Annotated in this window: 13 protein-coding genes; 10 read left to right on the top strand and 3 right to left on the bottom strand. The window is 63.5% G+C overall.

Annotation, left to right across the window (positions count from 1 at the left end; all coding sequences use genetic code 11):
- Positions 1–97: 97 nt before the first annotated feature.
- From pdxT to art_RS04570, 9 genes are all read left to right on the top strand, one after another.
- A complete protein-coding gene (pdxT, locus tag art_RS04610; RefSeq protein WP_038462766.1) occupies positions 98–808 on the top strand; it encodes a pyridoxal 5'-phosphate synthase glutaminase subunit PdxT in 711 nt (236 codons plus the stop codon).
- 2 nt (positions 809–810) lie between these two features.
- On the top strand, positions 811–1,566 hold the full coding sequence (locus tag art_RS04605; protein WP_038462764.1) for a YebC/PmpR family DNA-binding transcriptional regulator: 756 nt from the start codon (positions 811–813) through the stop codon (positions 1,564–1,566).
- 3 nt (positions 1,567–1,569) lie between these two features.
- Positions 1,570–2,157, top strand: a complete 588-nt coding sequence (gene ruvC, locus art_RS04600) for a crossover junction endodeoxyribonuclease RuvC (protein ID WP_038462762.1) — start codon at positions 1,570–1,572, stop codon at positions 2,155–2,157.
- 77 nt (positions 2,158–2,234) lie between these two features.
- Positions 2,235–2,867, top strand: coding sequence for a Holliday junction branch migration protein RuvA (gene ruvA / locus art_RS04595; protein WP_038462760.1), 633 nt, complete (start codon positions 2,235–2,237; stop codon positions 2,865–2,867).
- A gap of 11 nt (positions 2,868–2,878) precedes the next feature.
- Positions 2,879–4,030 (top strand): Holliday junction branch migration DNA helicase RuvB, encoded by a 1,152-nt coding sequence (ruvB, locus tag art_RS04590; protein ID WP_253901474.1) that lies wholly within the window; start codon positions 2,879–2,881, stop codon positions 4,028–4,030.
- A gap of 282 nt (positions 4,031–4,312) precedes the next feature.
- Positions 4,313–4,756 carry a preprotein translocase subunit YajC gene (gene yajC / locus art_RS04585; protein WP_367643761.1) on the top strand — a complete coding sequence of 148 codons (444 nt, stop codon included), beginning with the start codon at positions 4,313–4,315 and terminating at the stop codon, positions 4,754–4,756.
- Between the two features lie 92 nt (positions 4,757–4,848).
- Positions 4,849–6,624, top strand: a complete 1,776-nt coding sequence (secD, locus tag art_RS04580; protein ID WP_038462757.1) for a protein translocase subunit SecD — start codon at positions 4,849–4,851, stop codon at positions 6,622–6,624.
- Entirely contained in the window at positions 6,624–7,619 is a 996-nt protein-coding gene (secF, locus tag art_RS04575; RefSeq protein ID WP_038462755.1) for a protein translocase subunit SecF, read from the top strand. Before secD ends, secF begins: the two co-directional genes overlap by 1 nt.
- Before the next feature lie 215 nt (positions 7,620–7,834).
- A complete protein-coding gene (locus art_RS04570; protein ID WP_038462752.1) occupies positions 7,835–10,147 on the top strand; it encodes a bifunctional (p)ppGpp synthetase/guanosine-3',5'-bis(diphosphate) 3'-pyrophosphohydrolase in 2,313 nt (770 codons plus the stop codon).
- An 88-nt stretch (positions 10,148–10,235) separates the two neighbouring features.
- Here art_RS04570 and art_RS20810 read toward each other — a convergent pair whose 3' ends face one another.
- The 3 genes from art_RS20810 to art_RS04555 all read right to left on the bottom strand — a co-directional run bounded on the left by art_RS20810 (position 10,236) and on the right by art_RS04555 (position 13,487).
- Positions 10,236–10,829 carry a hypothetical protein gene (locus art_RS20810; protein ID WP_052136000.1) on the bottom strand — a complete coding sequence of 198 codons (594 nt, stop codon included), beginning with the start codon at positions 10,827–10,829 and terminating at the stop codon, positions 10,236–10,238.
- A 228-nt stretch (positions 10,830–11,057) separates the two neighbouring features.
- Positions 11,058–12,587 (bottom strand): DUF349 domain-containing protein, encoded by a 1,530-nt coding sequence (locus art_RS04560; protein WP_038462750.1) that lies wholly within the window; start codon positions 12,585–12,587, stop codon positions 11,058–11,060.
- 120 nt (positions 12,588–12,707) lie between these two features.
- Entirely contained in the window at positions 12,708–13,487 is a 780-nt protein-coding gene (locus art_RS04555; protein WP_038462747.1) for a peptidylprolyl isomerase, read from the bottom strand.
- A 230-nt stretch (positions 13,488–13,717) separates the two neighbouring features.
- Between art_RS04555 and hisS the strand changes: the two genes are divergently transcribed.
- On the top strand, positions 13,718–15,064 hold the full coding sequence (gene hisS, locus art_RS04550; RefSeq protein ID WP_038462745.1) for a histidine--tRNA ligase: 1,347 nt from the start codon (positions 13,718–13,720) through the stop codon (positions 15,062–15,064).
- The last annotated feature ends 80 nt before the right edge of the window (positions 15,065–15,144 follow it).

The following is a 15,144-nucleotide window of genomic DNA, read 5'->3' as shown; positions in this document are numbered from 1 at the left end:
CGACAATGGTACTTGCTTGCGCAGGACTTCCCGCCCACCAGTCACGGCGCGTAAGCGAATTTATCGGTGTGAGATAGCGCCCACCTATGATGGAAACGTGACTTTAGAACCCGCAGCATCCCGATCAAAGGGACCACTTATTGGCATTCTTGCACTGCAGGGCGACGTGCGCGAACACGCCAAGGCGTTGGAGGACTGCGGTGCCACTGCGGTGCCGGTTCGGCGCGCGGGCGAGCTGACCGCCGTCGAAGGTTTGATCATTCCCGGCGGCGAGTCAACCACCATCGACAAGCTCAGCCGCATCTTCGACATGCGCGGGCCGCTGATGGAGCGCATCGCGGAGGGTCTGCCGGTCTATGGCAGCTGTGCCGGGATGATCATGCTGGCCAACGAGATCGCCGACCCCGCCACGGACCGTGCAGGAAACCCGCAGCAAACCCTCGGCGGCCTGGACATCACCGTGCGCCGCAACGCCTTTGGCCGGCAGGTGGATTCCTTTGAAACCGAACTGCATTTCCAGGGCCTGGCCCCGGCCGGCGACCCCGAAACACCCTTGCATGCGGTGTTCATCCGGGCACCGTGGGTGGAGCGTGTGGGAGCGGGAGTTCAGGTGCTCGCCACCGTGAAACTGCCCCACGGCGGGCCAAACACCGGGCAGAGCGCCGACCAAACAGCTAGGATTGATCCAGAAGTTCGTGCTGTCGCCGTTCGTTCGCGGCATTTGCTGGCCACCTCCTTCCATCCGGAAGTGACGGGGGAGCGCCGCATCCACGAACTGTTTATTCGAATGATTAGAGGAGAAGCGTAACCATGGCAGGCCACTCCAAATGGGCAACCACCAAGCACAAGAAGGCAATTCTTGACAGCCGCCGGGCCAAATCGTTTGCCAAACTCATCAAGAACATTGAAGTTGCTGCCCGCGGCGGCGGAGCGGACCTGGCCGGCAACCCGGCACTTGAACTGGCCGTCACGAAGGCCAAGAAGACCTCGGTTCCTGCCGACAACATCGACCGCGCCATTAAGCGCGGCGCTGGCCTGCTGGGCGAGGCCGTCGACTACCAGACCATCATGTACGAAGGCTACGGCCCGCAGGGTTCGGCCATCCTGATCGAGTGCCTCACCGACAACAAGAACCGTGCAGCCTCCGAGGTGCGCCTGGCTGTGGGCCGCAACGGCGGCAACATGGGCGATCCCGGCTCGGTTGCCTACATGTTCACGCGCAAGGGCATTGTCGGCCTGCCCAAGAACGGGCTCACCGAGGATGACCTGCTCATGGCGGTCTTGGAAGCCGGTGCCGAAGAGGTCAAGGATGAGGGCGAGAGCTTTGAAATCATCTCCGACCCCCAGGACCTGCCCGCCATCCGTGCGGCCCTGACCGAGGCCGGCATCGAGTACGAGTCCGACGAGGCCGGGTTCGTCCCGTCCATGCAGGTGGAGCTCGATGTGGAGCACGCCCGCAAGTTCATGAAACTCTACGACGCCCTGGAGGACCTGGACGACGTGCAGAACATCTACTCCAACGCCGACATGAGCGCCGAGGTTCTTGCCGCGCTCGAAGAGGACTAGGCGCTGCGAGTCCTTGGAGTTGACCCGGGCCTGACCCGGTGTGGGATCGGCGTCGTCGACGTTGCGGCCAACCGCACGGCCACCCTCGTGGGGGTGGGCGTGATTGGCAGTTCCCACGAACTCAGCCTTGACGCCCGGCTGCTGGTCATCGCGGAAGCAACTGACCAGTGGCTGGACGCGTTTAAGCCCGATGTTTTGGCCATTGAACGCGTTTTCGCCCAGACCAACCTCAGCACCGTCATGGGTGTTGCCCAGGTGTCCGGGGTGGTCATGGTGGCCGCCGCCCGGCGCGGCATCCCCGTCACCATGCACACCCCGTCCGAGGTTAAGGCCGCGGTCACCGGCAACGGCCGGGCGGACAAGGCGAATGTCACGGCCATGGTGACCCGCCTGCTGCGCCTTGACGAGCCGCCGCGCCCGGCCGATGCCGCCGATGCCTTGGCGCTTGCCATCGCCCACGCCTGGCGCAGCGGCAGCGCCTTTTCCCAGGGCAATGAAAGTTCGACGGCGGCCCAGCAGCTTTGGCGTGCGGCTGAAAGTAAGGCGAAGACGAAGAAGAACAAGGAAAAACCGGGCACCACCTGGCACTAGTTGTTAGTAAGTATGTTCTATATGCTTGCTATTGTTGAGTGAACAGAAAAGTTCCACATCCCTCAGGAGCAATTGCAATGATCAGTTTTGTTCGCGGCCCCGTGGCCGCGTTGTCACTCGCCCAGGCCGTCATTGACGTCAACGGGGTGGGCATGCTGGTCCACGCAACACCAAAGACGCTTGGTGAACTGCGGCTGGGGGAGGAGGCCACGCTGACCACCGCCATGATTGTGCGCGAGGATTCCATGACGCTGTACGGTTTCGCCGACCAGGGTGAACGGGAGGTGTTCGACACGCTGCTCAGCGTCAGCGGCATCGGCCCCAGACTGGCCCTGGCCATCCTGTCCGTGCTGGAACCCGAAAGTATCAGGCTCGGTGTGGCCAACGGCGACGCCAAGGTGTTCACCAAGGTGCCCGGTGTGGGGCCCAAGGTTGGTGGCCGCATCGTCCTGGAACTCAAGGGCAAGCTCAAACCCACGGGCGCGGCCATCACGCAGGCACAGGCAACCCCGGCCATGGAATGGAAAGAGCAGGTGGTGGCCGCCATGACCAGCCTCGGTTGGAATGAAAGGGACGCGCTCAAGGCCATTGATGCCACAGTCGCCGCCGAACCCGAACTGGCGGAGGGCGCCAACGTCCCTGCCGTGCTCCGGGCAACGCTGCGCTGGCTCGGCCAGGACACTTCACGGCAAAAGAGCGGTGTGCGGTAGCCATGGCCGGAATGGATGACTCAATTCCCCTGCTGCCCGGGCAGCTCAGCATCGGCGGATCAAACGGCTCCGCGAGCGGTTCAACAGGCGGTGCCGGCACCAATGGCCGCAGGGACGCCAGCGAGTTGGCAGCGCCCGTTGCCGAGCCGGAGGAGCGGGAGCTCGAAGCTGCCCTGCGACCTAAGAACCTCGACGACTTTGTTGGGCAGGAGCGGGTCCGTAAACAATTGGCCCTGGTGCTGGCCGCCTCAAAGATCCGCGGCCGCAGCGCCGACCACGTGCTCATGTCGGGTCCGCCGGGGCTCGGCAAAACCACGCTGGCCATGATCGTGGCGGCAGAAATGAATGCGCCGCTGCGCATCAGCTCCGGGCCCGCCATCCAGCACGCGGGCGACCTCGCCGCCATCCTTTCCTCCCTTTCGGAGGGTGAGGTGCTGTTCCTGGATGAAATCCACCGCATGTCCAGGCCGGCCGAGGAAATGCTGTACATGGCCATGGAAGACTTCCGCGTGGACATCATCGTGGGCAAGGGCGCCGGTGCCACCGCCATTCCACTGGAACTGCCCTCCTTCACGCTAGTTGGTGCCACCACGCGTGCCGGCCTGCTGCCGGGACCGCTGCGCGACCGCTTCGGCTTCACCGGGCACCTGGAGTTCTACTCGGTGGCCGAACTGGAACTCGTGCTGCGGCGCTCCGCCGGAATGCTCGATTTGAAGCTGACCAGTGCCGGATTTGCCGAAATTGCCGGCCGCTCCCGGGGGACCCCGCGCATCGCCAACCGGCTGCTGCGCCGTGTCCGGGACTGGGCGCTGGTTCACGGGGTGGAAACCATCGATGCCCGCACGGCCTCCGCGGCCCTTGACATGTATGAGGTGGACGTCCGCGGCCTTGACCGGCTGGACCGGTCTGTGCTGGAAGCCCTCGTCAAGAAGTTCAATGGCGGCCCCGTCGGCCTGTCCACGCTGGCCATCGCCGTGGGCGAGGAACCGGAAACGGTGGAAACCGTGGCCGAGCCCTTCCTCGTCCGCGAAGGCCTGCTGGGACGGACCCCGCGCGGACGCATCGCGCTGCCCGCTGCATGGGCACACCTGGGCCTGAAGATGCCCGGAAATGCCGTTGCCGCGGCCATGCTGCCCATGGTCGGGGATGAGCTGGACAGCTAGCACCCACTGCCCTTCCGCCCAGATGTGAGTTCGCGCCCTCCCAGGGTGGGGATTCACCCCACCGGGAGGGCGCGAACTCACATCTGGGCGGAATTGGTGCAGGCTTGCCACCCGCTCGGGCGCAAATCACGGGAAAAAATGTACCGTTGAGGACCATTTTGGCTACTTCAGCGCCGATTCCCATCGCACGCCCAGCTTTACCCACTACACTGGTATGACGTCCAGCACGTCTGCTCGTGTGCCTGGTCGCCACCAATTACTCAAACGAATGGAACTCCAGCTGTGTCTTTCAGCAGTATTTTGGCCGCCGACGCCCCGCAGGCCGCAGGATTCATGAGCCCCATGAACCTCCTCCTGTTCGCCATGTTCGGCCTGCTCATCTTCATGATGCTTCGCAAGCAGAAGAAGGCCAAGGCTGCTCAGCAGGAACAGCGTTCCAAGCTGGCACCCGGCGTTGAGATGATGACGAACTTCGGCCTCTTCGGCAAGGTCCTCTCCATCGACGAGGACGAGAACAAGATCGTCCTGGAAATCTCCCCCGGCGTCACGGCAACCGTGCACCGCCAGACGGTGGCCAAGATCATTGAGCCCCAGGATGCCGAAGAAGCCATCGTGCCCGATGATGCTTCCTCGCTGACCATCGGCTTGGAAAAGCGCGGCCCGGAAGGGGAATCCGTTGAGGAATCCCTGGAGCGCCTGAAGAACGAAAACAACAAAGACAACTAGCCTTATCCGGGTTGGCAGCTGCTGTGCCGTTGGTTTGCTGGCGCAGCAGCATTGCCATGTTCACAACCTGTGATTAATAGAAGGATCCCTTGATGGCACGAACTGGTCCGACGTCAACAGCCCGCAGAACCCTGCTGTGGCTTGCGGCGATCATCATTGCATGCACCCTGGCGGTAGGTGGCGGTGTCCTTGCCGGTGCTGCGTCTTGGGCGCCAAAACTGGGCCTGGACCTTGAGGGCGGCACCCAGATGATTCTGGCGCCCAAGGTTGAAGGTGCCGGGTCCATCACGGCCGAACAGTTGGACCAGGCCGTGTCCATTATTCGCCAGCGTGTGGACGGCTCGGGTGTTTCCGAAGCGCAGATCTCCACGGAGGGCGGTAAGAACGTTGTTGTGAGCATGCCTGGCAAGCCCAGCGACGAAGAGCGCAACCTCATCAAGGCCTCGGCCAACATGAACTTCCGCCCCGTCATTGCGGCCACCCAGGTGCCGTCCGGCGCTGTGCCGGAAGCCGACCGCACGCCTGAGGACAAGCTGCCGGTTCCCACCGCTGCCCCCGTCAATGCCAGCGATCCGAACTGGGTTGATGCTGCAGTGATGAAGGAATTTGAGGCCACCAGCTGCATCAAGCCGCTGACGGAGCGTCCCACCACCTCGGATCCGGACAAGCCGCTGGTCAGCTGTGAACCTGATTTGGGCATCAAATACATCCTCGGCCCGGTGGAAATCCCCGGCAAGTGGATCAAGGACGCCTCCTACGGCCTGCAGTCCGGGGCGCAAGGCGCCACGACCAACGTATGGTCGGTGAACCTGACCCTGGAGAAGCCGGAAGGTGCGCAGGCATTCAAGGAAGTCACTCAGCGCCTGTACGCCAAATACCAGGTCAACCAGAACGACCCGCAGGCGCAGTTCGCCATCGTCCTTGACGACAGTGTGGTTTCAGCCCCCAGGTCACAGGCAGTCATCACCGACGGCCAGTCCTCCATCACAGGCAACTTCACAGAAGCCAGCGCGAAGGCGCTGGCCGACCAGCTGAAGTTTGGTTCCCTGCCCATCAGTTTTGAGATCCAGAGCGAAGTCCAAATTTCCGCAACACTCGGTTTACAGCAACTGGAAATGGGTATCCTGGCGGGCCTGATCGGTCTCGGCCTGGTGGTCATCTACTCGCTGTTCCAGTACCGCGCGTTGGGCTTTGTCACGATCCTGTCTCTCGTCATTGCCGGTGTACTGACCTACCTGGCCATCATCCTGCTGGGCTGGGCTGAAAACTACCGACTCTCCCTTGCCGGTGTGGCGGGCATCATTGTGGCCATCGGCCAAACCGCCGACTCGTTCATCGTCTACTTTGAACGTGTCAGGGATGAACTCCGTGATGGTCGCGGCCTCGTGGCCGCCGTGGAAAACGGCTGGGCCCGTGCCAAGCGCACCATCCTGGCATCCAAGGCAGTGAACATCCTGGCCTCCCTGGTGCTGTACTTTGTGTCCGTGGGCAGCGTCAAGGGCTTCGCGTTTACGCTTGGCCTGACCGCCGTGGCCGACCTCATCGTCGTCTTCATGTTCACCCACCCCACGCTGCAGGTGCTGGCACGCACCAAGTTCTTTGGCGAGGGCCACCACTTCTCCGGACTGGACCCGAAGCAGCTCGGTGCCATCCCGTTGTACCGCGGCGCGGGACGTTTCCGCACCCCGGAGGAAACCCTCCAGGTTGCCACGGGCAAGAACACCCGTGCCGCAGGGGAAGCCGAACGCCGCCAGACCATTGCCGAGCGCCGGCTGGCCGCGAAGGAAAAGGAAATGGCAGGCACCGGCGGCAGAAGCGCCGCAGCCGCCAAGTCCGAGTCCAGTGACGACTCCAAGGAGAGCAACTAATGAAGAGCTTCGCCACATTCGGCAACGAGCTGTACACCGGTGAACGGTCCTACGAGTTCATTGGCATGCGCAAGATCTGGTTCAGCATTGCCGGCGTCGCCGTGCTGCTGTCCATCCTGCTCCCCGTCCTCAGCGGCGGATTCAACTTCGGCATTGAGTTCCGCGGCGGCTCACAGTTCACCATCTCAGAGGTGTCCCACACGGATGTCGCCACGGGCCAAAAGGCTGTGGAGGAGGCTGCGCCCGGTACGGCGGCTGTTGTCACGAACATCGCCAGCAACACCATGCAGGTTCAGACCGACAAGCTCAGCGACGACCAGACATTGAAGGTCAAGGATGCGCTGAAGACCGCTTACGGCGTGACCGAGGACCACATTACCTCCACGTTCGTGGGGCCCACCTGGGGCCAGGACGTCTCGCGCCAGGCCGTCATCGGCTTCCTCGTGTTCGTCCTGCTCGCCACGGTGCTGATGGCGCTGTACTTCCGCACCTGGCGCATGTCGATCGCGGCCATCGTCGGCCTGCTCGTGGTCATGGTCGTGACGGCCGGCATCTACGGTGCGTCCGGATTTGAGGTCACCCCGTCGGCCATCATCGGCTTCCTGACCATCCTGAGTTATTCGCTCTATGACACGGTGGTGGTGTTCGACAAGATCCGCGAAAACACCACCGACATCGACAAATCCGTGCGAAGAACGTTCGCCGAGGAGGTGAACCTGGCCGTCAACCAGACCTTGGTCCGCTCCATCAACACCATGATGGTCGCCGTCCTCCCGGTGGGCTCCATCCTGTTCATCGGCGCGCTCCTGCTCGGTGCCGGCACCCTGCGTGACCTCTCCCTGGCCCTGTTCATCGGCATCATCGTGAGCACCTTCTCCACCATTTTCGTCGCCGCGCCGCTGTACGCCTGGCTGCGTGAGCACGAGCCGGAGCTGGTCAAGCAGGCCAAAAAGGTCGCCCAGCGCCGTGCCAATGAAATGGTCGACGCCGGATAGCAGCTTCACGTACTTGGCCCGCCACAGCGCGGGGCCCCACAGCAGTGGGGAGAAAGCCGGGGTTGGATGCCAAGCAGCCAACCCCGGCTTTCTTTTGGTCAAAAATGCTTCAAACGCACCTTAGACTGGATTAATGCCCCTCAGCGGGGGCGCATGGTGAGCAAGTGCGTGAGGGAGGTAATGCGTTGAACGATGAATCGCCCTCGCATGAAATTATGACCGGAAATGCCAGCCCGACGGCGGCTGGCAACAATGCGGCCCGCCCGGCGGAGCCGCGCCCAACGTTTCCCGGACGCCGAGAACGCACCCGTTCCCGTCTGGCCCGTCTGACCGGCTGGTCCACCGAAAGCTACTCACCCATTCTCGAACCACTGCTGCGGATCGTGCGGGCCAGAAACCCCAAAGAAGACTTCGAGCTGATTCAGCGAGCCTTCACGGTGGCCGAAAAGTACCATGAGGGCCAAAAGCGCAAGAGCGGCGACCCCTACATCACCCACCCGGTTGCCGTCGCCACGATCCTGGCCGAAATGGGCATGACCGGCAGCACCCTGGCCGCAGCACTGCTCCATGACACGGTGGAAGACACCCCGTACACCCTGGCCGAATTGGAACGGGACTTCGGCACTGAAATCACCATGCTCGTGGACGGCGTGACGAAGCTGGACAAGGTTGAATTCGGTGCCGCGGCCCAGGCCGAGACCGTGCGTAAAATGGTCATCGCCATGGCCAAGGACATCCGCGTCCTGGTGATCAAACTGGCCGACAGGCTGCACAACGCACGCACCTGGCGGTTTGTCTCGGCCGAGTCCTCAGGCAAGAAGGCCCGGGAAACCCTGGACATTTTTGCACCCCTGGCGCACCGGCTGGGCATGAATGCCATGAAGTGGGAGCTGGAAGAGCTCTCCTTCGCCGCGCTGTATCCCAAGGTGTACGAGGAAATTGTGCGCATGGTGCAGGACCGCTCCCCGGAACGGGAAAAGCAGCTGAGCATCATCCGGCGCGAGATTGTTGAGATGCTGCGCGTCTCCAAACTCAAGGCGGATGTCACCGGCCGGCCCAAGCACTACTACTCCATCTACCAAAAGATGGTGGTGCGCAACAAGGACTTTGACGACATCAACGACCTCATCGGCGTCCGCGTCCTCGTTGACACGGTGGGGGACTGCTATGCGGCGCTGGGGCAGATCCACGCCCTGTGGAGCCCGCTCGTTGGGCGCTTCAAGGACTACATTGCCCTGCCGAAGTTCAACATGTACCAGTCGCTGCACACCACGGTGGTGGGCCCCGGCGGCAAACTCGTCGAGATCCAGATCCGGACCCTGGAAATGCACCAGCGTGCCGAATACGGCGTGGCAGCGCACTGGAAATACAAGACAGGAAACAAGGCCCCGGTCAGTGTCGAGGAGGACATGAACTGGCTGCGCACGCTGGTGGACTGGCAGCAGGAGACCAGCGATCCCAACGAGTTCCTGGAATCCCTGCGCTATGAAATGAATTCCAAGGAAGTGTACGTCTACACTCCCATGGGGCAGGTCATCGCCCTGCCTGAAGGCTCAACACCCGTCGACTTTGCCTACTCTGTGCACACCGAGGTCGGCAACCGGACCATTGGCGCCCGGGTCAACGGCAAGCTGGTGCCACTCAACAGCGAACTGGCCCACGGCGACACCGTGGAGATTTTCACCAACAAGGCCGAAGGCGCCGGCCCCAGCCAGGACTGGCAGAACTTCGTCAAGAGCGCCAGGGCCCGGAACAAGATCCGCCAGTGGTTCACGAAGGAACGCCGGGACGAGTCCATCGACAAGGGCAAGGACCTGCTGACGAAGGCCATGCGCAAGCAAAACCTGCCGTTGCAGAAGATGATGACCCACGACGCGCTGCTGGCCGTCACCGAACACTTCCACTACGTCGACATTGCCGGTCTCTACGCCGCAGTGGGGGACGGGCACGCCTCAGCCCAGTCGGTGGTTGAACGCCTGCGGGACGTGCTGGGCCCGCACGATGACATTGAAGACGCCCCGACACCCATTGACACGCATGTCTCAAACACCCGCCCCAGGATTTCCGACTCCGGCGTCGTCGTCCACGGCGTGGGCGATGTGCTCGTCAAGCTCGCACGATGCTGCACCCCCGTGCCACCGGATCCCATCGCCGGCTTCGTCACCAAGGGATCGGGCATTTCGGTACACCGCCAGGACTGTCCCAACCTGGCACACCTGAAGAATGAGCCGGACAAGCTCGTTGACGTTGATTGGGCACCCACCCAGTCGGGCGTGTTCCTGGTGGAGATCCAGGTGGAGGCGCTGGACCGCAAAAACCTCCTCTCGGACGTCACCCGGGTGCTCTCTGAAAGCCACGTGAACATTCTGGCCGCCAGCGTCCACACGTCCCGGGACCGGGTTGCGGTGTCCAAATTCGCCTTTGAAATGGGCGACCCCCAGTACCTGGACCACGTGTTGAACTCGGTGCGGCGCATCGACGGCGTCTTTGACGTCTACCGCTCCACCGGCAGCCATCGCCGCGCCTAGCCCGGAAGGTCCAGGACCACCCAGGCCTGCCCCGTGCAAGCTAGCCCCACAAGGAGCGGGTCCGCACAGGCCGGCCTGGACCACTGAATCAGGAACGTAGCGCATCCGCGTCGATCATGCCCTGCACCAGGTCCAGTCCCCTGAGCTTGCCCGGAACATGGGTGGCGGCCTGCAGTGCCTGTCTGATGCGCCCCAGCGAACACCGAAAGGCTGACTCCCGGCTCAAGGCCTCCAAAACCGCCCGGGCCAAGGCCTCGGGTGCGGTTCTGGCCACGTCCAGTGCCGTACGCAGCGGACTCGTGACGAGCACCCCGCCAATGCTCAGAACTTCTTGCGGGGAAAGGTAAACCTGGCGCAGCGTGCACCCGCTAAAGGGCGGCAGCGAAGCACTCTTGCCCTCATGGTTCTGCAACAAGGCAATCACCGTGGGCGGGGGAGCGCAGCCATAAACCCAGGCGGCGCTGAGCTGGCCCAGAACAGCGCGCGGGGCCATTGCCGCAGGAATGTGGTGCACCAGTGCGGCTGCACGGTGGCCCGGCGTCTCCTCCTGGGTGGTGGAGCGGAAGGCCTCGCCAATCACGGCGGCGAGTACCCCGTCGAGCTTCATGGCATGCAATTCGGCGAGGATGAACTGCTCGCCGGGAACGAGTATGGCAGCGGGTGGAAAGGTTGCGTTGGTCATGCCTTCACTCTGACCCCAACCGGGGCAAAGCAAAAGGCCTCCAGGCCGGATTGTGGACAACCCGGCCCGGAGGCCTTATGAATACGTTAAATACTTGGGGCCCACGCGCCCGAGGGCCCCAATTTCCGGCTCGCCAGCGATCCCGAAATTGGGAGGGCGTGGGTGGGGCCACGCTTGCCAGGTGCCCGCCAAATCGCGTCAGCGATTTGGCGGGCCGGCGAGTGGGGACTAGGAGAAGTCAGCCGCAGCCTTCTGAATCTGCTCCAGCCACAGCTCGCGGGCAGCCAGTGCCTCGGTGGCCTTGGCAACCTTGCGGGCGTCCCCGGCCTTCTCGGCCTTGGCCAGGTCGTCCTTCAAGCCGGCGATGGTCGCTTCCAGCTGGTTCAGGGCGCTGCTGGTGCGTGCCTTGGCTTCGGGGTCGCTGCGGCGCCAGTTGTCCTCGTCGGCTGCGCGAACAGCTTCCTCAACCTTGCGCAGGCCCGCCTCAACACGCTGCATGTCGTTGCGGGGCACCTTGCCGGCTTCTTCCCACCGGTCCCGGATGGACTGCAACGCCTTCTTGGTGGCGTTGAGGTCCTTGATGGGCAGCAGCGCCTCGGCCTCGGTGATCAGGGCTTCCTTGACGAGCAAGTTGGCGCCGAACTCCTCATCCAGGGCGTCGTTGGCGAGCTGGCGGGCAGCAAAGAACTTGTCCTGGGCGCCGCGGAAACGGGCCCACAGGGCGTCGTCATCCTTGCGGCTGGCGCGCGGGGAGCTCTTCCACTGATCCATCAGGCGGCGGTATTCCCCGGCAGCCCAGCCCCACTCGGTGGAGGCAGCCAATTCTTCGGCAGCCTCGATCAAGGACTCCTTGGCAGTCTTGGCCACAGCGTTGTTGTTGTCCAGCTGGGAGAAGTATGCACGACGGTGACGGTCAAACACGGTGCGGGCGCTGCGGAAACGCTTCCACAGGCCTTCTTCCGTGGCGCGACCCAGGCGCATGCCCGACTTCTGGGCCTGCTTCCAGAACTCAAAGAGCTCGTTCATGCGGGCGCTGCTCACCTTCCACTGGATGGTGGTGGGATCGCCTGCGGCAATGGTCTCCGCTTCGGCAACGATTGCTTCACGCGCCGCCAGCTCAACGCTGCGCGCGGCGTCGTGCGAGGCACGCTCAGCGGCACCCAGTGCCTTGATGTTCTCCTCAAGGGCGGACAGGCGGGCAAGGGCGGCGTTGACATCGCCAACTGAGGTGCGCTCACCCAGCTGCTCACGCAGGTGCGCAACGGTCTTGTTCATGTCGGTCGTGGGGGCCTTGGCCTCAACGCGCTGCTCGAGCAGGGTCACCTGGGCGAGGATGTCATCAAACTTGCGCACAAAGTAGCTCAGCGCCTCATCCTTGCTGGCGCCCGGGTACTGTCCCACGGGGAACTCTTCGCCGTCCAGGAGCAGGAAGACATGGCCGTCCTCTTCGGCGCGGCCAAACTTGGCTGCCTCGGCGAGGTCGACGGCGGGAGCCACCGGTGCCGCGGGGGCAGCGACCGGTGCTGCCGCAGGGGCCTTGGGCCGGGCCGCAAACGCGGCCGGCGACGGTGCTGCCGGGGAAGGTGAGGGAGCTGGGACGGCTGATGGGCCCGGGACGGGAGTTGCCGCCGTCGTGCCTTCTGCCGGAGCCTCGCTCACCGTCTCGGGTGCGTTCTCTGCTGCAGTCGCGTTCTCAGGGGCAGGAGCTGCTGGCGTAGTTGAGGCAAGTGTTTCGTCGGATTCTTGACTGTGTGTCACCGCTAAAAGTCTTTCGCGTAGATGGAAATTGGTGGGTGCTGCAACAATCTGGCCAGGATCGCGATGGTGCACACCACGCTGCGGGCATGCTGCCCGCGGCGAAGTAGGCCGGGTGAAAAATTATTTGAGCTGCAACGAGTCTATCGTCACCTTGGTCTTGGGTGCACCGTCCGTGGTGCCGCCCTCGATCCCGCCCTTGGCAATGGCGCTCACCACGTCGAGGCCGCTGGTGACCTTTCCAACAATGCTGTATCCGCCGTCGCCCTGCGGCAGATTGGTGTCCTCATAGGTGATGAAGAACTGTGTGCCGTTGGCGTAGGTACTGTTGCCGCGGGCCACGGCGATGGTGCCGGCCGGGTACACCCCGTCGGCCGGAGTGTTCTCCACCGGGCCCCACTGGTACGTGGGATCGCCGTCGCCGTTGCCCTTGAGCGAGCCGCACTGCAGCACGCCAAAGTTGGGGGAGTTGGTCAGTCGGTGGCAGGTCTTGCCCGTCATGAAGCCCTCGTCAGCGAGGGACTTGAATACGGCGGCGGCCTGGGGCGCCTTGGTGCCATCCAGCTGCACGCCCAGGGGCTTGCCGTTGAGAGTCAGGGTTCCGGAGAACGTCTTGCCCTTGGCGGTGTCGGCATTTGGCACGGTGGGGCTGTTGGTGCCCTCGGGCGCAGGAGTTGCGGTGTCAGTTGCGGAGGGCTCCGGTGCGGCCGCGTTGTCGTCCTGGGGGGAGAACACTGTCAGTGCCAGCACCGTCGCGATGGCGACCGCGGCCAGAATGGCGATGAGGGAGAGCCGGTTGTCGCGCTTGCGGCGCTGCACCTGATCTTGGTGCATCGTCTGGTTGGCCTCCATGCGTGCGACGCGTGCCTTTGCTTCGCGGCTGGACTTGTTGCTGTTAGCCAACTGTGCCTCTCCTTCAATTGAGCGGTATGTACATCTGCCGCGGCGTTGCCGGGCGGGCGGGTTAGGGGTGCGCGGCCAAACCTTATAAAATGGCAGCCGGTGCCAGTTTACCCATGAGTTGCCCCCACAACGGGGATCATGAACCGTAATACCGTGCACCATTACGTTTACCCGCCCCGCCGCACCGGAGTCCCCTCACGGATCTGGTGCATGTTAGGAGAGCATCACCCATGGCACGCAACGCCTCCTTGTCCGGTTTTCCCGAGTGGCTTCCCGAGGAGCGGCTGGTGGAGCAGCATGTGCTGGATACGCTGCGGCGCACCTTTGAACTGCACGGCTTCAGCTCCATTGAGACCCGTGCGGTGGAAACCGTGGGCCACCTGCTCCGCAAGGGTGAGATTGACAAGGAAGTGTACGGTCTCTCCCGCCTGCAGGACGACGACGGAAACGCCGCCACCGCCGCCAAGGACGACCCCAATGCACTGGCCCTCCACTTTGACCTGACGGTGCCCTTTGCCCGCTATGTGGTGGAAAATGCCGGCTACCTTTCCTTCCCGTTTCGGCGCTACCAGATCCAGAAGGTGTGGCGCGGGGAGCGTCCCCAGGAGGGCCGTGCCCGCGAGTTCACCCAGGCTGACATTGATGTTGTGGGCGACGGCGTACTGCCGTTCCGCTACGACGTGGAACTTGCGCTGGTGATTGCCGAGGCGCTCTCCGCCCTGCCGATTCCGGCCTTCAAGTTGCGCATCAACAACCGCAAGCTCGCCGAGGGCTTCTACCGCGGCATCGGCCTCACTGACACGGCCGGGGTGCTGCGCAGCATCGACAAGCTGGAAAAGATCGGGGCCGAGAAGGTTGCGGAGCTGCTCAAGACTGAGCTTGGCGCCACCGACGAGCAGGCCGCCAAGGCCCTGGCCCTGGCCTCCATCCGCACCGAGGACACCTCCTTCGTGGAGCAGGTGCGCGCCCTGGGCGTCACCGATGAGCTCATGGAAGAAGGCCTGAACGAGCTTGAACAGGTCATCGCCGCAGCCGTGAAGAGCGCACCCGGCTCGGTAGTGGCCGATCTTTCGATCGCCCGCGGCCTGGACTACTACACGGGGACTGTTTACGAAACAGTCCTGGTAGGCCACGAGCAGCTGGGCTCCATCTGCTCCGGCGGGCGCTACGACGCACTTGCGTCCAAGGGCAACCGCAAGTTCCCCGGCGTCGGGCTGTCCATTGGTGTGACCCGCCTGGTGGCACGCATCCTGAGCCAGGAATTTGCCAAGGCCTCACGTGCCGTCCCCACCGCCGTGCTGGTGACGCTCGCCGACGAGGACAGCTGGTCCGAGGCCCAAGACGTGGCAGCAGCGCTGCGTGCCCGCGGCATTGCCACCGAGGTTGCCGCGAAGGCTGACAAGTTCGGCAAGCAGATCAAGTACGCCGACAAGCGCGGCATCCCCTACGTGTGGTTTACCGACGAGGACGGTGCCCACCAGGTCAAGGACATCCGCTCCGGAGACCAGGTCACGGCCGACCCTGCCACCTGGATGCCCCCGGTTGCAGACCTGAGCCCCCAAATCATGAAGGCGTAGGCTCGGGAATCGCCGCGCAAGCGGCGCGAGCGTCTGTACGAATCACCGGTAAACTTCTAGACAAACACTTTTTCGGCCCG

This window comes from Arthrobacter sp. PAMC 25486 (genome assembly GCF_000785535.1).
Classification (GTDB): Bacteria; Actinomycetota; Actinomycetes; order Actinomycetales; family Micrococcaceae; genus Specibacter.
This window is presented reverse-complemented; position numbering and strand designations above follow the sequence as displayed.